The organism is Brachybacterium sp. GU-2, assembly GCF_030866705.2.
GTDB classification, from domain to species: Bacteria; Actinomycetota; Actinomycetes; order Actinomycetales; family Dermabacteraceae; genus Brachybacterium; species Brachybacterium conglomeratum.
The window spans coordinates 399,540-418,134 of sequence record NZ_CP133037.2 but is presented as its reverse complement, the minus strand read 5'-3'; the positions used below and the strand labels follow the sequence as shown (position 1 = coordinate 418,134).

Genomic DNA, 18,595 nt, shown 5'->3' with positions numbered 1-18,595 from the left:
GGATAGTGGATCAGTCGGTGCGGACCGCACGCGGATCCACATTGCGGGCACCCAGGATGACCAGGCCAGACAGCAGGATCGGCAGACAGCCCCACGCCATCACCGAGGAGCCCCAGCCGCTGCCCGAGGCGAGCGCCGCGGTCACACCGATGCCGGCGATGAGGGCGCCGAGCTGCCCGCTGGCGTTGATGATCGATCCGCCGGTGGCCCTGGTGTGGGCCGGGAAGCTCTCGCCGTTGAAGAACAGAAGCGCTGCGAAGGGCCCGATGAGGAAGAAGAGTCCCGAGCTGTATAGCGCGATGATCAGTCCGAAGCTGCCCTGTGGTGCGAGCACCAGCGCGAGGAACGAGAGGCCCGAGAGGATCCAGCCCAGTGCGATCGTGTTGCGCCGGCCGATGCGATCTCCCAGCCAGCCATGGAACAGATAGCCCAGGAACGCGGTCCCGTTGGAGACGACGAGGATCCCGAGCGCGTTGGTGAACGGCACGTCCTTGCCATCGGGAGCTGTGAGATACGACGTCCCCAGCATCACGAAGCACAGAACCCCGAACCAGCTCAGCATGAAGGCGATCGAGATGATGAGCGTAGGGCGAAGGGAAGCTCCCTTGAACGCGGCCGCCAGCGGCGTGGACTGCTCGGCGAGGTCGATACCGGACTCACGGGCGAGCTCGAACGCCTCGGCCTCGTGACCGTCCTTCAGCAGACGTTCCGCCTCGCGTCGCAGCACGAACTGCGGGGTCTCCTTGAGCTTCTTCGCCGCGAGCAGGATGAAGACGGCCGGGAACATCGCGACCACGAACGGGAGCTCCCAGCCGCCGATCGGGAACAGCACGTACACCGACGCCGCGGCGAGCACCGATCCGACGGGCCAGCCTGACTGCACCAGGGAGTAGATGAATCCGCGCCGCTTCGCCCGTCTCGCGTCGGTGTGGGTCTGAGCGAAGAGCTCGTTGAGGTAGGTGGCATTGATCGCCTGCTCGGCATAGCCCAGCCCTGCCATTGAACGGACCATCACGAGCACGATCAATCCGAGGCCGCCCACGACTCCGGCGATCAGGCCCGCGACTGCGGTCAGGCCGGATGCGAGGGCGGCGCCGGCTACAGCCAGGACGATTCCCTTGCGGCGTCCGAAGCGGTCCACGATCGGCCCGATGCCGAAGGCCACCAGTGCCGTGCCGGCGGTGACGGCAGTGTTGATGCCGGTGCTCTGCGCGGAGCTCCAGCCGAGGTCGGCGGCCATCTCCGGCAACAAATTCCCGAACAGCACGAAGTCGTAGACGGCGAACGTCCAGGCCAGGAAGCACAGGACGAGGGCCCAGTTGAGGTCCTTGCGGGTGATCGACGGCGCTTCGGCGAGGGCCGCTGCCACGAGGCGGCTGTCGGCGGCGGGTTCGGGGCGGGTGATATTAGGAGCGTCTCCGGCCAGGGGGGCGGACGTGCTGGCGTCGTCGGTGGGGGTGTTCATGTCGGTTCCCTCTCGCGGGTCCGGTGATCTGTGCGGGATGCGGCGGCGTTCGGAGCGCGGAGTCAGCGAACGCGACCAAGTGCTCGACCGACGGGGCCGCCAGAAGATGACCGGGTCGGGGAGGAGTGGGAGCGCGGTGATGCGAGACAACGGTGAAACGGGGGATAGCAGTGAAACGGGTGGTGTAAGGGAAGAGCTGCGGGGCCGCAGCGCTGCAGGACGCGTTGGGCGTGGAGCGGAGCTGTCCTCTCCGGGCCTGAGGAGGCAGGTACGCCGGGACCCGGCGTCGCCGTGGACGGCGCCGGGTCCTGACCTGCCGGTGTGCGATGCGGACCGTGCCGACGAAGGTCGCCGGCGGGCGAGCCGTTCGGTCGGCATCAGCCGTGCGTGAGGATCAGGAGTTGGCGGGAGCGAGCGCCTGCTCCGCCGGCTCCTCCGAGCCGGTCGTCTCGGAGTCGCTGGTGCGAGCGGCCCGCAGCGCAACGGTGGCCGCGCCGTCGAGCACGAGCTCGCCCTGCACCTCCTCGAGGACCACGCCGTAGTCGTCCTTCGCGGCCTCGCGGGTGGTGAAGCCGTCGAGGACGTCCTCGAGCACCTTCTCCGGTGCCCGCCTGAGCGGATCGCCGAAGCCGCCTCCCGAGGGGACCGTGATCGTCAGCGAGTCACCGGCCGAGATCTTGAAGCCCGTGACCTTCGAGGGCCAGTTCTCCTCGCCCTCGCGGCCCTTGTTCTTCACGATCGACGCGTTCAGTCCGTCGTGGCCGCCGAAGATGCCCCATGGGACGTCCGAGTCATGGCGCTCTCCCTCGCAGGTGACCACCGTGTCGGTGAGGAAGGTGTTCTCCCGGACGATGCCGATGCCGCCCCGGTGCTCACCGGCCGCGGCAGGCTCCTCCCGCAGCTCGTAGCGGTCGGTCCGCATCGGGAAGCGCCACTCGAGCTCCTCGATGGGGTTGTTGCGCGTGTTGGCGATGAGGTTGTCGGTCGAGTCGGGACCGTCCGAGTGGGCGCGGCCGCCGTAGGAGCCCTCGTTCACCTCGAGGTAGACCCAGTACTCGCCCTCGTTCTCGTCCCAGCCCGCGTAGGACATGAAGTGGATGTGGGCGGAGTTGCCCGCGGTCACCCGCTCGGGGATCTGGGGCGCTAGCGCCCGCAGGGCCAGGTCCACCGCGCGCTGCACCTGCGAGAAGCGGGAGAAGGTCGCGGCCGGGTAGGTCGGGTTGAAGATCGTGCCCTCGGGAGCGATGACCTTCAGCGGCTTCAGCATGCCCTCGTTCTGCGGGACATGGACCGGGAAGGCCACCTCGTCGAGGAACATCATTCGGGTGATGAAGGTGAAGGCCGAGACCGTCGTCCCCTCGAATGCGCAGTTGTAGGCGGTGGGGACCTGGGGTGAGGACCCGGTGAGGTCGTACGTGATCTCGTCGCCCTCGACGATGACCTTCACCGCGATCGGCAGCTTCTCCCCGTAGTTCCGCCCGTCGTCGTCCAGGTATCCGACCTCGGTCTCGTAGACGCCATCGGGGATCTTCGCGATCTCCTGACGCAGCATGCGCTCGGAGTAGTCGATCCACGACTGCCCGGCCTCACGCACCGCCGGATAGCCGTAGCGCTCGACCAGCGCGAGGTAGCGGGAGCGTGCGAGCTCACAGGCGGCGATCATCGCCTGGAAGTCACCGAGGTTCGAGGTGGGGGTGCGGGAGTTGTTCAGGATGTGCCGGATCAGAGACTCCTGGCGCACGCCCTTTTCGTAGATCTTCACAGCGCGGAAGATCTGGCCCTCGGACTGCATGTCCTGGATGTCGACCATCAGTCCGGAGAACGCGCCGCCGTTGTCGATCAGCTGACCGGAGGCGCCGGCGAAGCCGACGAGCTCGCCGTCGTGGAAGATCGGCTGGATCACGGCGACGTCGGGGGAGTGGGTCGCACCGAGATAGGGGTCGTTGTGCAGGATGACGTCGCCCTCGTGGATGTCGTCGCCGAGCACGGAGATGACGCCCTTGACGATCTTCGGCATGGAGCCCATGAACATCGGGGTCGAATCGGACTCGGCCAGGACGTTGCCGTCCTTGTCGAACAGGCCGGCGCCGAGGTCCTCGGACTCGCGGATGATCGAGGAGTAGGCCATGCGGAACAGGACCGATGCCATCTCCTTCGCCGCCGAGCTCAGGGCGCCTCCGATGACGCGCATGAGGATCGGGGTGGCGAGCTCCACATCCGCAGCCTGGACTGCAGGGCAGGTGATGACGATGTTGCCAGCCTCGTCGACGACGCCGGTGAACTCCGGCGGCACCACGACGGTCGAGTCGTACTGCTCGATGATGATCGGGCCCTCGAACTCGGTTCCGCTCGCGAGCCCCGCTCGATCGTAGAAGCCGGTGGCAAAGGTCTTGGGCTTGCCGTCCACGCTGAAGGTGACGTCACGGGTCTCGATGAGCGCGCCCTCGAGGTCACCGCCCTGGGAAGGCTGTGCAGGGGGCAAATCGTCCATCACGCCGATGGCCTCGACGCGGATCGTGATCAGCTCGACCTCTCCTTCGGCGAACCGATGGCCGTACTCGGCGAAGTGCGCCTCGTGGAAGGCCTCCTCCGCCGCCTTCAGCCAGGCCTCGTCGACCGGTCCCTCGGGGACGTCGAAACGGATCTCGTAGCCCTGACCCGCGTAGCGGGCGTCGGCCTTCCAGTCGATCCTGCGACGCTCGGGCGGGACCTCCTCGGCGTCGAGCTGGGCAACGGCCCGCGCCTCGAGCGTCTCGTAGGCCTTCTGGACCTTCTCGGGCTCCGGCTCCGCGAAGCGCATCCGCAGGGTTGACATGAACTCGTACTCCTCGTCGGTCGCGAGGAGGCCGATGCCGGCGATGATGCCCGGGTGTGCGGGGACGAGGACGTGGGGGACCTCGAGCTCCGCAGCGATCTCGCAGGCGAACAGTGCCCCCGCACCGCCCTCGGCGACCAGGGTGAAGTCTCGCGGGTCGTAGCCTCGGCGTACCGAGTTCTGCTCGATCGCCTGGGTCATCCCGAACTTCTGGATCTGCAGCGCACCGAGCGCCGCCTCGTCGATGCTCATGTCCAGCTCATCGGCCAGACCCTGCATCGCCCGCCGGGCCGCCTCGATGTCCATGTCCAGGTCCGAGCCGGCCAAGATCCGATCGGGCCGCATGCGGCCGAGCAGCACCTGGGCGTCGGTCGAGGTGGGTTCGGTGCCGCCGCGGCCGTAGCAGACGGGACCGGGCACGGCTCCGGCTGACTGCGGGCCGACCCTGAAGACGCCTCCCTGGTCCACGTAGGCGATCGAGCCACCGCCCGCGCCGATGGTGTCGACGTCGACCATGGGGACCATGGCCTGGTAATCACCGATCTTCGTATCCAGCAGATGGCGCATCCGCAGCTCGCCCTGGTGCGCCACACCGATATCCGCCGAGGTGCCGCCGATGTCGAGGGTGATGACGTTGTCGAAGCCGGACTGCTTCCCGGCCCACACGCCGCCGATGAGGCCGCCGACGGGTCCGGACATCATCAGGGTTACGGGCAGCTTCGCGGCCTCGGCGATCGGGACCATGCCGCCGGAGGACTGCATCAGCAGGATCTCGCGCTTGTAGCCGAGACGGGCGGCCGCTTCTTGGAGCCGACGGAGATAGCGGGAGACCTTCGGGCCGACGTAGGCGTTCAGCGCGGTAGTGGAGAAGCGCTCGTACTCGCGATAGAGCGGGACGACCTCGCTGGAGAGGGAGAGGTACGCCTCGGGGAACTCCTCGTGCACGATCTCGCCGATACGTCGCTCGTGCGAGTCGTTGAGATAGCTGTGCAGCAGGCACACGGCGATCGCCTCGACACCGGCCGCCTTCAACTCGCGGACGCGTTCGCGGACCTCGCCCTCGTCGAGTTCGACGAGGACTTCGCCGTGAGGCGCGGTGACGCGCTCCCGCACGGTCAGCCGATGGCGCCGCTTGACCAGGGGGTGGGTCTGCCAGGGGAGATCCTGCTGGAGCGAGAAGTTGTGTGGCTTCTTGTGGCGGGCGATGTGGAGGATGTCGCGGAAGCCCTCGGTCGTGATCATGCCGACCTCGGCGCCCGTATGGGTGAGGGCGGTGTTCGTCGCGACAGTGGTGCCGTGGACGAGCTGGTCGATCTCGGAGAGCGGGACGCCTGCCTTCTCCGAGAGCTTCTCGAGGCCGTTGATGACGGCCTCGGACGGATCGTGCGGCGTGGACGGGACCTTCTCGACCACCGCAGTGCGGTTCTCATCGTCGGAGAAGTAGAGATCTGTGAACGTTCCGCCGACATCGACGCCGATACGCTTCATGGTGGGATCCTTCCCGGGGGAGATCTGTGGTCAGCACTCCACGAACGTGACCTGCGCCATAGCTCGTGTTGCTTGGGTAGCACCGTATATGTGACAGGAGCAACGCACAATGGGTGTCGGGGGAGTTGCCGTTCTGTGATCAGAGGTCTCATGGCGAGGGGTGAGCTGACCGCCCACCATCCGAAATGCCGTGGGGTGTGGAGGGCGATCGATCGCCGCCCTAGTCGCTATCCCCGGCGAGGTGGGTGTCGAGGACGTCCTGGGCGATCTCGCGCAGCAGCCGGATCGAGTCGCGGGGGAGCTGGGCCTCGGCGCTGCCGGCACGCATCGCCGCGATGATGCGCCGGCTCAGACGGCCCGGGCCCGCCAGGCGCACCCGACGGACGCCGGGGGTGTCCGAGAGGCTCACCAGGCGAGGGAGCAGGCCGACTCCCGCTCCGGCGCCGACGAGGGCGATGGCCGTCCCCCACTCCGTGGCCTCGTGGGCGATCCGCGGCGTGAGACCGGCCGCCGTGAAAGCGGTCGTGAACAGCGCGCGATAGGCGGAGCCGGGCTGGTCGGTCACCCACGGATCGCCGACGAGCTGTTCCAGCGACACGCGCTCCTGCGCCCCGAGCGGGTGGTCCGCCGGCACCATGACGTCCAGCGGGTCATCGAGCAGGGTGATCTTCTCGAACCGGGGATCGGCCTCGAGCAGCACCTCGCCCTGCATCGAGACGACCACCGCCACGTCGATGCGCTCGGCCACCAGCAGGTCGAAGCAGCGTGCCGGGCTCGCCTCCATCACCTGGACCTCGACGGAGGGGTGCAGGTCGCGCAGGCGGGGCAGGAGAGGGGCGATGAGGTGCGACGCGGCGGTGGAGAAGCCGCCGATGCCGAACTGCCCCGGGACCTGACCGTCCGCGCTCGCGCTCGCGGCCCGGATCTGCTCCCACTGCGCGAACAGGGCGTCGCTGCGGCGCACCAGCTCCTTGCCCGCGGCGGTCAGGCGCAGCCCTCGGCCGTCGCGCGTGAGCAGCGTCAGGCCCAGGGACTGCTGCAGCTCTCTCAGCTGGGCCGACACCGCCGAGGGGGAGTAGCCCATGAGCTCCGCGGTGGCCGCGACGGTCCCGCAGCGGGCGAAGGTGCGCAGGGTGACGAGGCGAGGATCGATCATGCGGAGATTCTGCACTGCACTCGTCGATAATTCGCGCTTATCGTGCATGATCCGCGGCGCTAGCCTTCTGCGTATCCGCTGTGATCCTCCGACGATGAGGAAGAGCATGTCCACGATCGACGCACGACGCGCAGCACCCTTCGCGACGGCCGCCATCGCGCCCGAGAAGCTCTCCGAGCTCCAGGCGCTCGTCGACTCCCGTCGGCCCGGCTTCTCGCTGTCGGCCCCGTTCTACACCGACAGGCAGCTGTTCGACCTCGACATGCGCGCCGTCTTCGGACGGCATTGGCTGTTCGCGGGGAGCATCGCCGAACTGCCCGAGCCCGGCGACTACATCACCGTCGACTTCGGTCCCTATGCGCTCATCCTGCTGCACCACGACGACGGCTCCGTCCGGGCCCTGCACAACGTGTGCCGCCACCGCGGCGCCCGGATCCTCACGGAGGACTCCGGGACGACGGGGAACCTCGTGTGCGGATACCACTCGTGGACGTACGCCCCGGACGGAGCGCTGATCCACGCCTCCGCGCCCGGTGAGATCGACTTCGACGCCGGCTGCTTCGCGCTCAAGCGCGCGCACTGCAGGGTGGTGGGCGGCCTGATCTTCGTGTGCATCGCGGCGGAGCCGCCCGAGGACTTTGACGAGGTCGCCGAGATCTTCCGCCCGTACATCGAGCCGCACGAGCTCGGCGCGACGAAGGTCGCGTACCAGCAGGACATCGTGGAGCAGGGCAACTGGAAGCTCGTGATGGAGAACAACCGCGAGTGCTACCACTGCGACGGCCACCCCGAGCTGGCGTGCTCGCTGTTCCCCACCTGGGGCCTCACCGACGAGACGGTGCCGTCCCACCTCGCCGACGTGTGGAACCGCAACCTGTCGGCGAGCGCCGCCCTCGAGCAGCGATGCCGTCGATACGGCCTGCCGTTCGAGGTGGTCGAGGAGCTCGACACCCGCGTGGCCGGCATCCGCATCTCGCGAGAGCCGCTCGACGGCGAGGGGGAGTCGTTCTCGGCCGACGGCCGTCGGCTGTCGAAGAAGCTGCTGGGGGACCTGCCCGACTTCCGGCTGGGCCGCTGCTCCATGCACCTGCAGCCCAACAGCTGGTTCCACCTCCTCAGCGATCACGTCATCACCTTCGCGGCGTTCCCCCTCGACGAGGGGCGCACGCTGGTGCGCACCACCTGGCTGGTCGCCGACGACGCCGTCGAGGGCGTCGACTACGACCTCGAGACCCTGACCCACACGTGGAAGCAGACCAACCTGCAGGACAAGGCGTTCGTCGAGCTGTGCCAGCGCGGCGCCGCCAGCCCTGCCTACGAGCCCGGCCCCTACATGAAGAGCGAGTACCAGGTCGAAGCGTTCGTGAACTGGTACATCACCCGCCTGCGGGAGGCGCTGCAGTGAGCTTCGAGGTCGGCGTGGACAGGGGAGCGGTCGCGCTCGCCCTGCGCACCCGCGGCCTCGAGATGCCGTGGAACCGTGTGCTCGCGGCGGTGGCGGGGCCGGCGCACGCCGCGACGGCGCTCGGCCCCTGGTACCCGGAGGAGTTCCAGGCCGAGTGCGTCGAGACCATCCCGGAGTCCCAGGACTGCACGACCTTCGTGTTCCGACGGATCGACGGAGCGCCGCTCGCGTTCCGTGCGGGCCAGTACCTCAACATCGACTTCCCCGTGGACGGGGAGCAGGCCGAGCCGGTCAGCCGCAGCTATTCGCTCTCCAGCGCTCCGACCTCGCCGTGGACCTTCGCCGTGACGGTGCGCCGCGACCCGGCGGGTCTGGTCTCGTCCTGGGCTCATGCCAACGTGCGTCCTGGCATGATCCTCGACATGCTGGGCCCGGTCGGCGCGTTCCACCTGCCCGACTACGACCGCCGGGCGCGCTACCTGTTCCTCGCCGCCGGATCGGGCATCACACCGATCATGTCGATGATCCGCACGATCCACTCCCTGCCGGGACAGGCCGACGTCTGCCTGCTGTACCACGGCTCGTCCCCGGATCGCTTCGCCTTCGTCGATGAGCTCGACTTCCTCGAGAAGGCCGACTTCCGCATCCGCGTCGTCTATTCGCTCGGCGACCGCGAGCGGCCCGAGGGGTGGGGCGCCCGCGTGGGGCGCATCTCGGCGGAGATGATCGACGCCGTCGCACCCGACGCCAACGGTCGCCAGGTGTACGCCTGCGGCCCGCAGGGATACCTCGAGCAGGTCCTAGACTGCCTGCCCGCGGTCGGCGTGGACGACACCTCGGTGTTCGTCGAGAGCTTCACCGGCGATTTCGCCACACGGCGCGAGTACGCGGCCGAGCTCGCGGCCGCCACGGAGTTCGCCGAGGACCTGCAGGTCGCCGCCGAGGAGAGCACCGAGCACCAGAGCGCGGTCCTGGACGTCTACGACCTGACGGCGGCAGACCTCCCTGCGCTGGCGCACGTGGAGCCCACCGTGGCGGTCGACGCCGAGGCGAGCGCGCCCGTTCCCCGCACCCCGGACGCACCGGAGGGGGAACGCCAGGTGGTCGGTGCCGGCGCGCTCACCATGTCCTTCGTCCGCAGCGGGCTCGACGTGCGCATCGACCCGGAGCAGAACATCCTGCAGGCGGCGCGGGCCTCCGGCGTCCGCATCGGCGCCAACTGCCAGGAGGGCATGTGCGGCTCCTGCAAGATCGTGAAGCTGGAGGGCGACGTCGACATGCACCACCAGGGCGGCATCCGCGCACGCGAGATCGCCGCCGGGAAGTTCCTGCCCTGCTGCTCCACCGCCGTGACCGACCTCGTCATCGACGCCTGACCCCCTCGAGAGAGAGCCCCCATGAGCACCGCCCCCCGCATCGTCATCATCGGCGCCGGCATCGTCGGCGCGAACCTCGCCGACGAGCTCGCCCAGCGCGGCGCCACGAACACGCTCGTGCTCGAGCAGGGTCCGCTCGAGACGCCGGGCGGGTCCACCTCCCATGCTCCCGGCCTCGTCTTCTCGACGAACCCCTCGAAGTCGATGACCGCGTTCGCGCAGCAGACCATCGAGAAGTACACGAACCTGAGGGGACCGGACGGCTCCGGATCGTTCCTGGCCGTCGGCGGGCTCGAGCTCGCGACCACCCCCGAGCGGCTGCAGGATCTGCATCGTCGTGCCGGCTGGAACAGGTCCTGGGGAGTCGAGGCGCAGGTGGTCGACACCGACGAGTGCCGTCGGCTCTTCCCGATGGTCGATCCCGAGCCCGTCCTCGGCGGTCTCTGGACACCCGGGGACGGCCTCGCGCTCGCGCTGAAGGGAACGCGGCTCGTGATCGAGCGCGCGAGAAGGGCCGGGGTCGAGTTCCGCGACCGCACCGCGGTGACGGGCATCGACACCTCGGGCGGCCGCGTGCGCGCCGTGCTCGTGGGGGAGGAGCGCATCCCGGCCGACGTCGTCGTCTCCTGCGCCGGGTTCTGGGGCCCGCGGATCGGCGAGATGGCCGGGGTCGACGTGCCGCTGCTGCCGCTCGGCCACCAGTTCGCGATCACCTCGCCCGTACCGAGCCTCAGGGGGAAGAACGAGTTGCCCAAGGGAGCTTCCGCCCCGATCCTGCGCCATCAGGACCGCGACCTCTACTACCGCGAGTGGGGCGACCGGATCGGGATCGGCTCGTACGCGCACCGCCCCATGGCCGTCGCCCTCGACGACCTGCCGCAGTACCGCGCCGAGGACATCACCGACGAGGCGATGCCCTCGAGCCTCCCCTTCACGCCGGAGGACTTCGAGGCCGAGTGGGAGGAGTCGCAGAGGCTGCTGCCCGAGCTGCGGCAGACCTCGGTCGATCGTGCCTTCAACGGCGTCTTCTCCTTCACGCCGGACGGCGGATCGCTGGTGGGGGAGTCCGCCGGGGTCGACGGGTTCTTCATGGCCGAGGCAGTGTGGGTGACTCACTCGGTCGGCATCTCGCGCGCCCTCGCCGAGGTGATCACGACGGGATCCTCGGAGACCGACCTGTCGGGTCTCGACGTCAACCGGTTCGAGAAGATCGAGACCACCCGCGCCTACGTGGACGAGACGAGCCAGCAGAACTTCGTCGAGATCTACGACATCCTCCATCCCCGCCAGCCGCGGCTCTCGCCGCGCGACCTTCGGCTCAGCCCGTTCCACCGACGCCAGGTGGAGCTCGGCGCCTTCTTCCTGGAGGCGCACTCCTGGGAGCGGCCGCACTGGTACGAGGCCAACGCCACTCTGCTGGACGAGCTGCCTCCCGAGTGGGCGGCCCCGCCGCGCGACGACTGGTCGGCGCAGTTCCATTCGCCGATCGCTGCGTGCGAGGCCTGGAAGACGCGCACCGCCGTCGCGATGTACGACATGACGGCGCTGACGCGCTTCTCGGTGACGGGCCCCGGTGCCGCCGACCTGCTCGACCGTCTGACCACGTCATCGATGCGGCGCAGGCCCGGCGCGGTCAGCTACACGCTCCTGCTCGACCGGGCGGGCGGCATCACGAGCGACATCACCGTCGCGATCCTCGGCGAGAACGACTACCAGGTGGGCGCCAACGGCACCATCGATCTCGCATACCTCACCCGCGAGGCCAGGCACCAGGCGCAGGAGGACCCCGCGAAGTGGGTCGAGGTGCGCGACATCACGCCTGGGACGTGCTGCATCGGGCTGTGGGGCCCGCTCGCGGGCGAGGTGGCGGCGCGGCTCACGGACGAGGACCTCGGCGCCGAGGCGCTCGGCTACTTCCGCACCCGGAGCGTCACGCTCGCGGGAGTCCCGGTGACGGCCATGCGGCTGTCGTACGTCGGCGAGTTCGGCTGGGAGCTGTACACCACGGCGGACCTGGGGGAGCGGCTCTGGGACGCGATCTTCGCGGCGGGGCAGGGGTTCGGCATCGTCGCGGCGGGGCGCGAGGCGTTCGAGTCGCTGCGCCTGGAGAAGGGCTTCCGCTCCTTCGGGACGGACATGACCAGCGAGCACGAGCCCATGCAGGCGGGCATCGGCTTCGCGGTGAAGGCCTCGAAGACGGCGGATTTCGTGGGCAAGGAGGCGCTGGCCGTGCGTGCGGCCGCTGCGACGACCCGGCTGACCTGCCTGACCTTCGACGAGCCGACGTCGATCGCGCTCGGCCTCGAGCCGGTGTTCCTGCCCGGGTCCGAGACCGCCGCCGGATACGTCACCAGCGCCGCCTACGGCTACACGCTCGGTCGCGGCATCGCGTACGCCTGGCTGCCTGACCACCTGGAGGTCGGCGACGGCGTCGAGGTCGAGTATCTCGGCACGCGCTTCGCGGCGACCGTGGCGGAGGAGCCGCTCTACGATCCCGCGATGGACAGGATCCGTCCCGAGAAGGCGGCGTAAGTGCCCGCGGGCCGGTCGGTGTGAGCGCACCGGACCGGCGGTCGTCGACGCGCGGGGACGACGGTGGCCGTCTGCGCGCGCGGCCGTCCGCGTGAGCGCTCGCTGGACCGTGGTCGGCGACGCCCGGGGAGGTCCACGTGGTCGCGGTGACCGGCCGCCGGCGGGAGGGGACCTGTGCGCGGTCGTCGTCCGATGCACAGCCGGTCGGGGAGGCTCGCACCGGCACAGCCCGGCGGCGTCCCCATTGTACTTTACATAACGTGCATTATCGGCTCGACGTATTGAGGGCGGTCCGGGAGGCGGTGAGCCTCCATGGCGCCCGCCGCCTGCCCGTCATCACGGCGATGACCTCACACCGCCGTCGCGACTTCTGTACGCGATCCTCGACGCGCTCGTGCACGAGATCGAGTGGCGCATCTCAGTCGGTATATCTGCGGCCGCCTCAACGGGTGGGTGCGACTGCGAGCGTCGCGTCGCACCGGCGTGGTGTCGTGCAGTCGCAGCGCCCGACAGCTCGGCACCCTGCTGCACCGCGGGAAGGCCGAGTGCTGCGTCTGGACGGCCATCGCGTGCTGTTGACGATCCGCATACAGCACTCGGTGGGTCAGGATCGCCGACCTCAGCGGTCACCCTCGACATCGTCCGATGCTGCGAGGACTATCCGACCGCTGTCCAGGAACTCATCCTTCGGGCCGGGGACGTCGAGGCCGGCGGAGTCTGCGTCATGCGCGATCTCGATGGAGTCGACTCCTTTCTCACCCGGGTACAGCTCGGGCAGAGACGGTGTTCCGCCCGGGCTGAGCCGTCGTCGGATCCGCTGCCACGTCTCGTTCATGCTCACTCCGTCCGAAGCTCCGTCAGCACGACTGGTACGTCCGTGCGGGTCAGAGGCCCTGGAGTGCCTGCACTCAAGCCCTGGGACCGCTCCCCTGCATTCTCGCTGTGACGTGCGCCATGCGCAAAGGGGTGAATCCGGGAGCATGCGCGGGATCAGCGGCGGGCAGAGCTCAGGCCTCGCCGGGCATCCTTCCGGTGTCGGCGCCGCTCCCCCGTCCCGCCATGATGAAGAAGGCGCCGGAGATCATCACGCCGCACACCATCGCGATCGCCATCGGCAGCGACGCGTGCGTGCCGGCCACGCCCACCAGCGGCGCCGCGATCGATGCCGCGAAGGAGAAGCCGAGCCCCAGCATCGCCGAGCCGGTCCCGGCGAACTCCCGCGCCTGGTCGGAGGCGAGAGCGCCGCCGTTGCCGAAGATCATGCCCTGCGGTGCGACGGTGAAGAAGAACGCCGGCAGCACGATCCATGCCGGGGTGTCCAGGAACAGGCTCCCGATCAGCAGCGAGAAGCTCGCCAGCGACACCACGATCAGGCCGACGCGGATCAGCCTGCGCGGATGGATGGTGCGGGTCAGCCGCGCCGAGAGCAGCGACATCGCCATCATGCCCATCGAGTTGATCGCGAAGCTGATCGAGTACTCGCTCGAGGAGAAGCCCAGCATCTCCTGCGCCACGAAGGACGAGGCGGAGACGTACGCCATCAGCGCGAAGGCCGAGAACGCGTTGACCAGCATGTACGCGACGAAGATCCGTCGGCCCAGCAGGGTGCGGCAGTTGCGCAGGAAGGTGCGGAAGCCGCCCGAGTGGCGCCGGGAGACCGGCAGCGACTCCGGGATCAGGAAGAGCACGCCGATCAGCGAGATCAGCGACATCACCGCGATGACCACGAAGATCTCGCGCCACTGCCCGAACACCAGGATGATCCCGCCCAGGAGCGGGGCGACGATCGGGGCGACGCCGCCGACGCCCTGCATGATGTTCATGATCCGGAACAGCTCGGGGCCGTCGGTCATGTCGATCAGCACCGCGCGGCCCAGCACCATCCCGAAGCCGCCGCCGATTCCCTGCAGCACGCGAAGTACCAGCAGCACCTCGACCGAGGGCGCCATCGCGCAGCCGATCGAGGCGAGCAGGCACAGGATGATGCCGATCAGCAGCGGGCCCCGCCGCCCCATGCGGTCCGAGAGCGGACCCGCGACGATCTGGCCGCTCGCGGTGCCGAGGAAGAACGCGGTGATCGTCAGCTGCATCCGCGAGGCGGTGGTGCCCAGCTCCCCCGCGACCTCCGGGAAGGCGGGGATGTACATGTCGGTCGCGAGCGGGCCGATCGCGCTCAGCGTGGTCAGCACGACGATCACCATCACGGTGACCTTCGCGCGGGTTCGACTCAGCTGCTCCTCGTCGGGCAGGTGCGCGAGCTCGTGATCGGCCGGGTCCTCGAGGACGGGGATCGCGCCGGTGATGGTGGGGATCGATCCGGTGACCGTGGGGAGGGAACCGGTGGAGGTGGGAACCGGGCCGGTGGAGGTGGTCGGCTCGGGGCGAGGGTCCTGGGCGGGATCCTCGCGGGGGATGTCGTCGGCGGCGGGGGCCACGGTGCTCCTTCAGGGGACGGGCAGACGACGAGCCGGGAGGAGATCACAGGGATCCCGCCCGGCTCGACCGCACCATCCTAGGGACGCTGTGACCGCTCGTACAGCCACACCAGGCCGACGGCCACGAGGTCCACCACGATGAACACGAGCATGAACGGCCCGCCCATCCCCACGCTGCGGTCGATGACGATGCCGCCGCCCCCGGCGAAGAGCGCACCGACGACCATCATGATCAGGTTGTTCATCACGTGGAAGGCGATCGGCGCCTCGAGGCCGCGGCTGATCACGGCCATCGCCGCCATGCACAGCCCGAAGACCGCGTAGTAGCTCAGCAGCCACGGATCCACCGACATGTGCACGAGGCCGAAGACGATGCTCGAGGCGATCATGCCGAGGACGAGCGCGGGCCTGACCGCTCGGACCCAGGAGGCGAAAAGCGGCATCATCGCCCCGCGGAACAGGAGCTCCTCCCCTGCCGCCTGCAGCGGGGTGGTCAGCAGTGCGACCAGGACCAGCCCGATCGTGGTCGAGGTGATGGCGAACTGCCCGATCCCCGCGGCCGACGGGTCGATCAGGGCGGTGAGCGCGAGCGCCACGCCGACGAGCGCCGAGAACGCTCCGGCGTACACCAGGCCGCGACGCAGGCTCGCCCGCCGTGGCGAGGCGATCAGCCAGCGCCAGGGCACGCGCGCCACCAGCGCGGTGACCAGGATCGCCAGCGGTCCCATGGCGGCGAGGCTGAGGTTCATCATGGCCATCATCAGCGGGCTGATGGTCGCGTCCATCGGGTCGCGCCCGAAGGCCGCCATCTCCACGAGGACGACGATCAGCGTCAGCACGGTCTGGAGCACGACCATCGCCACGAGCAGGCCGGGGATGATCAGCAGCGGCTTCCACCAGGCCAGGCGCAGGTGCGCGCCGAAGGGACGCTCCGGATCGAGGCCCGAGCGGGGTGCGCTGGCGGAACCGGGTGCAGCGGCGGGACGGGGTGCCGTATCAGCGGCGACGGGAGCGCCCGACGGCGCGGCGCCCGACGGCTCGGCGGCCGGCGGGCCGGCGGCCGACGGGGCCGCGGCGGACGGGACCCGGCCGACGGGATCGCGGGGCGGGGGCGAGGAGGTGTTCGTCGTGGTCATGGGACCACCCTCCACGCCTCCGCGCCGCCGAGGAAGTGCCGCTTCGTCGGCGCCGCGGCCGACCATCGTCGAGCCGTCGGGCACCGCCCGCGACCTTCGTCGGGCGGGACGAGGGCCCCAGGTCGGCCGGCCGATGCGCCTCTCGGCGAGGACCCGCGAGTTCGGGCCTCCGGGGCCGACGATCGCCGCGGTCCACCGTGCGGCCCGGGACGGTCGCTCAGGACGCGCCCGTCCCCTGCTCGGCCAGCCGGCGCTGATAGGTGGGGTCCGTGCGCTTCAGCCAGCGGATCACCGCGGAGGTCACCGGGATCATCGCGTACTGGACGAGCACCTTGTAGAGCACGCCGAGCACGGTGTACTCCACGTACTGCTCGAAGGTGGTGATGCCGATCGCGACCGAGGCGATGGCGCAGAAGATGATGGTGTCCACGAGCTCGCCCAGGCCGCTCGAGGTGAACAGTCGCGCGATCAGGCCCCGCTCCCCCATCCGGCGCTTCATGCGGGAGACGACCAGGGAGTTCAGGGTCTGACCGGCGAGGAAGCCGGCGAGACCGGCGAGCACGACGATCCAGACCGGCCCGAGCGCGAGCTCGAGGGCCTCCTGCTTGGCGAGGCCGTACTCGTCGGGGAAGGGCGGCAGCGCGATGATCACCTGGTAGCTGAGCGAGGCGAGGATGCTCACGGCGAAGGAGGTGAGGATGGCGCGGCGGGCGCTGCGGGGGCCGTACAGCTCGGTGATGATGTCGCCGAGCACGTAGGCGAGGGGGAAGAGGAAGAAGCCGCCGTCGGTGATGATCTCGAATCCCGTGCCGGGCACGTCGCCGAAGCTGACTCCCTTGGCGGCTCCGATGCCGGAGAGGATCACGACCGTGACCATGGCGGCCAGGAGGATGTCGAAGTGGGAGGAGCCCCGGTCGGCGTAGACGGCGCCGGCCGGGCGTCCAGACGGTGGGACGGCGGGGGCGGTGCGGTTCTGTTCAGCAGTCACCGGGGAAGGGTACACAGCACGGCGCCGCCCCGGCCGGTCGGAGGACCGGCGGGGCGGCGCCGGTGCGGAGGGCGACTCGCCCGACGGCGAAATCCCGGGTATCGGCCGGGTCAGATGCCCACGGCGTCGTAGTCCGCGTCGGCGACGAAGCTCTCGAACTGGCTCTCGCTGCCGTACCAGAGGTTGGAGTCGCCGGCGAAGGGGCCGGAGTCGGAGTACTGCCACAGCTCCCAGCCCCACCAGCGGCCCGGCAGGGTGCTGGGGCGGGAGGAGCTGTAGGAGGCGAGGAAGAGCGGCGAGTTCGCCGGGGTCCAGTCCCCCACCACGTCGTTCCACCAGTGCAGGTTGGTGTAGATCACCGGGCGGCGGCCGGCCTGGTCCCGGTAGCGGATCGAGAAGGCGGAGATCCAGTCCCGCATCTCCTGCTGGCCGAGCCCGTAGTCCCGCGGGAGCCCGGAGTAGGCCTCGAAGTCGACCATGCCCGGCAGCGTGATCCCGTCGCCGGTCCAGCCGCCGCCATTGTTCAGGAAGAAGTCCACCTGCTCCTCGGGGCCACCGGAGTCCGGCCGGGCGAAGTGGTAGCCGCCGCGCACGAGCCCTGCGTCGCCGGCGCCGGAGTACTGGTGGGAGAACGCGGGGCTGCGGTAGGAGCGGCCCTCGGTGGCCTTGACGTAGGCGAAGCGGGATCCGGTCGCGGCCTGGGCGGCCCAGTCGACCTCCCCCTGCCAGCCGGAGACGTCCTGGCCGTAGATGCCGGCGGCCTGCGCGGCGGGTGCGGCGAGGGCGGCGGTGCCGGTGCCGAGCGCCATGGCGCCGAGCGCTCCCCCGCGCAGCACACTGCGGCGCGAAGCTCTCGAGGCGGGGGCGGTCGGGGCCGGAGGGGCGAGATGGCGGGGACGGTAGGGCGACATGGGGAAGCTCCTGGGGAAGGGACAGCTGCACTGCGAGGAAGAGTGCGACGGGGGTCACACCGCATTCACCGTAGAGGGGTTCGCCGGGGGCGCGCCACCGCCCGCTCCCGTTCCGGCGTGTCTTGGCGAAACGGGCGGAAGGTGCGCAGTGCTGCGAAGCGGTCAGTCCGACTTCGGGGCGATGAAGGCCCGCAGGGTGCCCAGGATCGTGGTCGCCGCGAGCTGGGTGACGTCCCGTCCTTCCAGCTGCTCGCGCACGAGCAGGTCGATGAAGATGCCCATCAGCAGCTCGGCGAGGTCCTCGACGGGCAGCAGCGCCCGCTCCCCCGAGGCCGCCAGGCGTGTGGCCAGGAGCGCCCCGATCTGGTTCCGCATCCGCTCCCGCTGCCCGGCGAGCTCCGCGCGAAGGGTCTCGTCGCGCAGGGAGCGGGCGATCGCGTCGGAGTACAGCAGGTACCACTGGCGGCCGAAGGGGCGGATCCCCTCGAACACCGCGAGCATCACCTGCGCGTCGTCGGCCTCGAGGATGGAGCAGCTCTCGTCCGCCTCGACGTCCGCGACCGCGCTCTCCACGGAGCTGTTCGCGATCGCCATGAGCTCGGCGGTCACCTCGTCGAACAGGGCGATGAACACCTCCTCCTTGCTCGAGAAGCTCGAGTAGAAGGCGCCGCGCGTGAAGCCGGCCGCCTTCACCAGGTCGTCGACGGTCGCGCCGTCGATGCCCTTCTCGACGAAGACGTCCAGCGAGGCGCGCACGAGCTTGGCACGGGTGTTCTCCTTGCGCCGCGTGCCCGCGGACTCGGGCAGCGGCTCGAACAGATCGGTCATGGCTCCTCGGAAGCGCGGCGAGAGGCGTCTCACGCGGTGACGCCGTTTGAAGGGGGTGCG

11 protein-coding genes are annotated in these 18,595 nt (G+C 69.7%); 3 read left to right on the top strand and 8 right to left on the bottom strand.

Going from position 1 to position 18,595, the window contains the following annotated elements; translation table 11 throughout:
* Positions 1 to 10: 10 nt before the first annotated feature.
* The 3 genes from RBL05_RS01965 to RBL05_RS01955 all read right to left on the bottom strand — a co-directional run bounded on the left by RBL05_RS01965 (position 11) and on the right by RBL05_RS01955 (position 6,924).
* Entirely contained in the window at positions 11 to 1,465 is a 1,455-nt protein-coding gene (locus RBL05_RS01965; RefSeq protein ID WP_308740767.1) for an MFS transporter, read from the bottom strand.
* A 394-nt stretch (positions 1,466 to 1,859) separates the two neighbouring features.
* Entirely contained in the window at positions 1,860 to 5,768 is a 3,909-nt protein-coding gene (locus tag RBL05_RS01960) for a hydantoinase B/oxoprolinase family protein (RefSeq protein WP_308740768.1), read from the bottom strand.
* 220 nt (positions 5,769 to 5,988) lie between these two features.
* On the bottom strand, positions 5,989 to 6,924 hold the full coding sequence (locus RBL05_RS01955) for a LysR family transcriptional regulator (RefSeq protein WP_308740769.1): 936 nt from the start codon (positions 6,922 to 6,924) through the stop codon (positions 5,989 to 5,991).
* Between the two features lie 94 nt (positions 6,925 to 7,018).
* Here RBL05_RS01955 and RBL05_RS01950 point away from each other — a divergent pair, with 94 nt between their 5' ends.
* From RBL05_RS01950 to RBL05_RS01940, 3 genes are read left to right on the top strand one after another with little or no spacing between them, the layout of a single operon-like run.
* Positions 7,019 to 8,329, top strand: a complete 1,311-nt coding sequence (locus tag RBL05_RS01950) for an aromatic ring-hydroxylating oxygenase subunit alpha (RefSeq protein ID WP_412523777.1) — start codon at positions 7,019 to 7,021, stop codon at positions 8,327 to 8,329.
* Positions 8,326 to 9,705 carry an iron-sulfur cluster-binding domain-containing protein gene (locus RBL05_RS01945; protein ID WP_318604039.1) on the top strand — a complete coding sequence of 460 codons (1,380 nt, stop codon included), beginning with the start codon at positions 8,326 to 8,328 and terminating at the stop codon, positions 9,703 to 9,705. The genes RBL05_RS01950 and RBL05_RS01945 overlap by 4 nt, the downstream gene beginning before the upstream one ends.
* 21 nt (positions 9,706 to 9,726) lie before the next feature.
* Positions 9,727 to 12,237, top strand: coding sequence for a GcvT family protein (locus RBL05_RS01940; protein WP_308740771.1), 2,511 nt, complete (start codon positions 9,727 to 9,729; stop codon positions 12,235 to 12,237).
* Positions 12,238 to 13,244: 1,007 nt separating this feature from the next.
* Here the strand turns inward: RBL05_RS01940 and RBL05_RS01935 are convergent.
* From RBL05_RS01935 to RBL05_RS01915, 5 genes are all read right to left on the bottom strand, one after another.
* On the bottom strand, positions 13,245 to 14,672 hold the full coding sequence (locus tag RBL05_RS01935) for a multidrug effflux MFS transporter (protein ID WP_308740773.1): 1,428 nt from the start codon (positions 14,670 to 14,672) through the stop codon (positions 13,245 to 13,247).
* A gap of 77 nt (positions 14,673 to 14,749) precedes the next feature.
* Positions 14,750 to 15,808 (bottom strand): CPBP family intramembrane glutamic endopeptidase, encoded by a 1,059-nt coding sequence (locus RBL05_RS01930; RefSeq protein WP_308740774.1) that lies wholly within the window; start codon positions 15,806 to 15,808, stop codon positions 14,750 to 14,752.
* A gap of 217 nt (positions 15,809 to 16,025) precedes the next feature.
* Entirely contained in the window at positions 16,026 to 16,796 is a 771-nt protein-coding gene (locus RBL05_RS01925) for a queuosine precursor transporter (protein WP_308740775.1), read from the bottom strand.
* A gap of 110 nt (positions 16,797 to 16,906) precedes the next feature.
* On the bottom strand, positions 16,907 to 17,707 hold the full coding sequence (locus RBL05_RS01920; RefSeq protein ID WP_308740776.1) for a GH25 family lysozyme: 801 nt from the start codon (positions 17,705 to 17,707) through the stop codon (positions 16,907 to 16,909).
* A gap of 162 nt (positions 17,708 to 17,869) precedes the next feature.
* Positions 17,870 to 18,535, bottom strand: coding sequence for a TetR/AcrR family transcriptional regulator (locus tag RBL05_RS01915; RefSeq protein WP_308740777.1), 666 nt, complete (start codon positions 18,533 to 18,535; stop codon positions 17,870 to 17,872).
* Positions 18,536 to 18,595 lie beyond the last annotated feature (60 nt).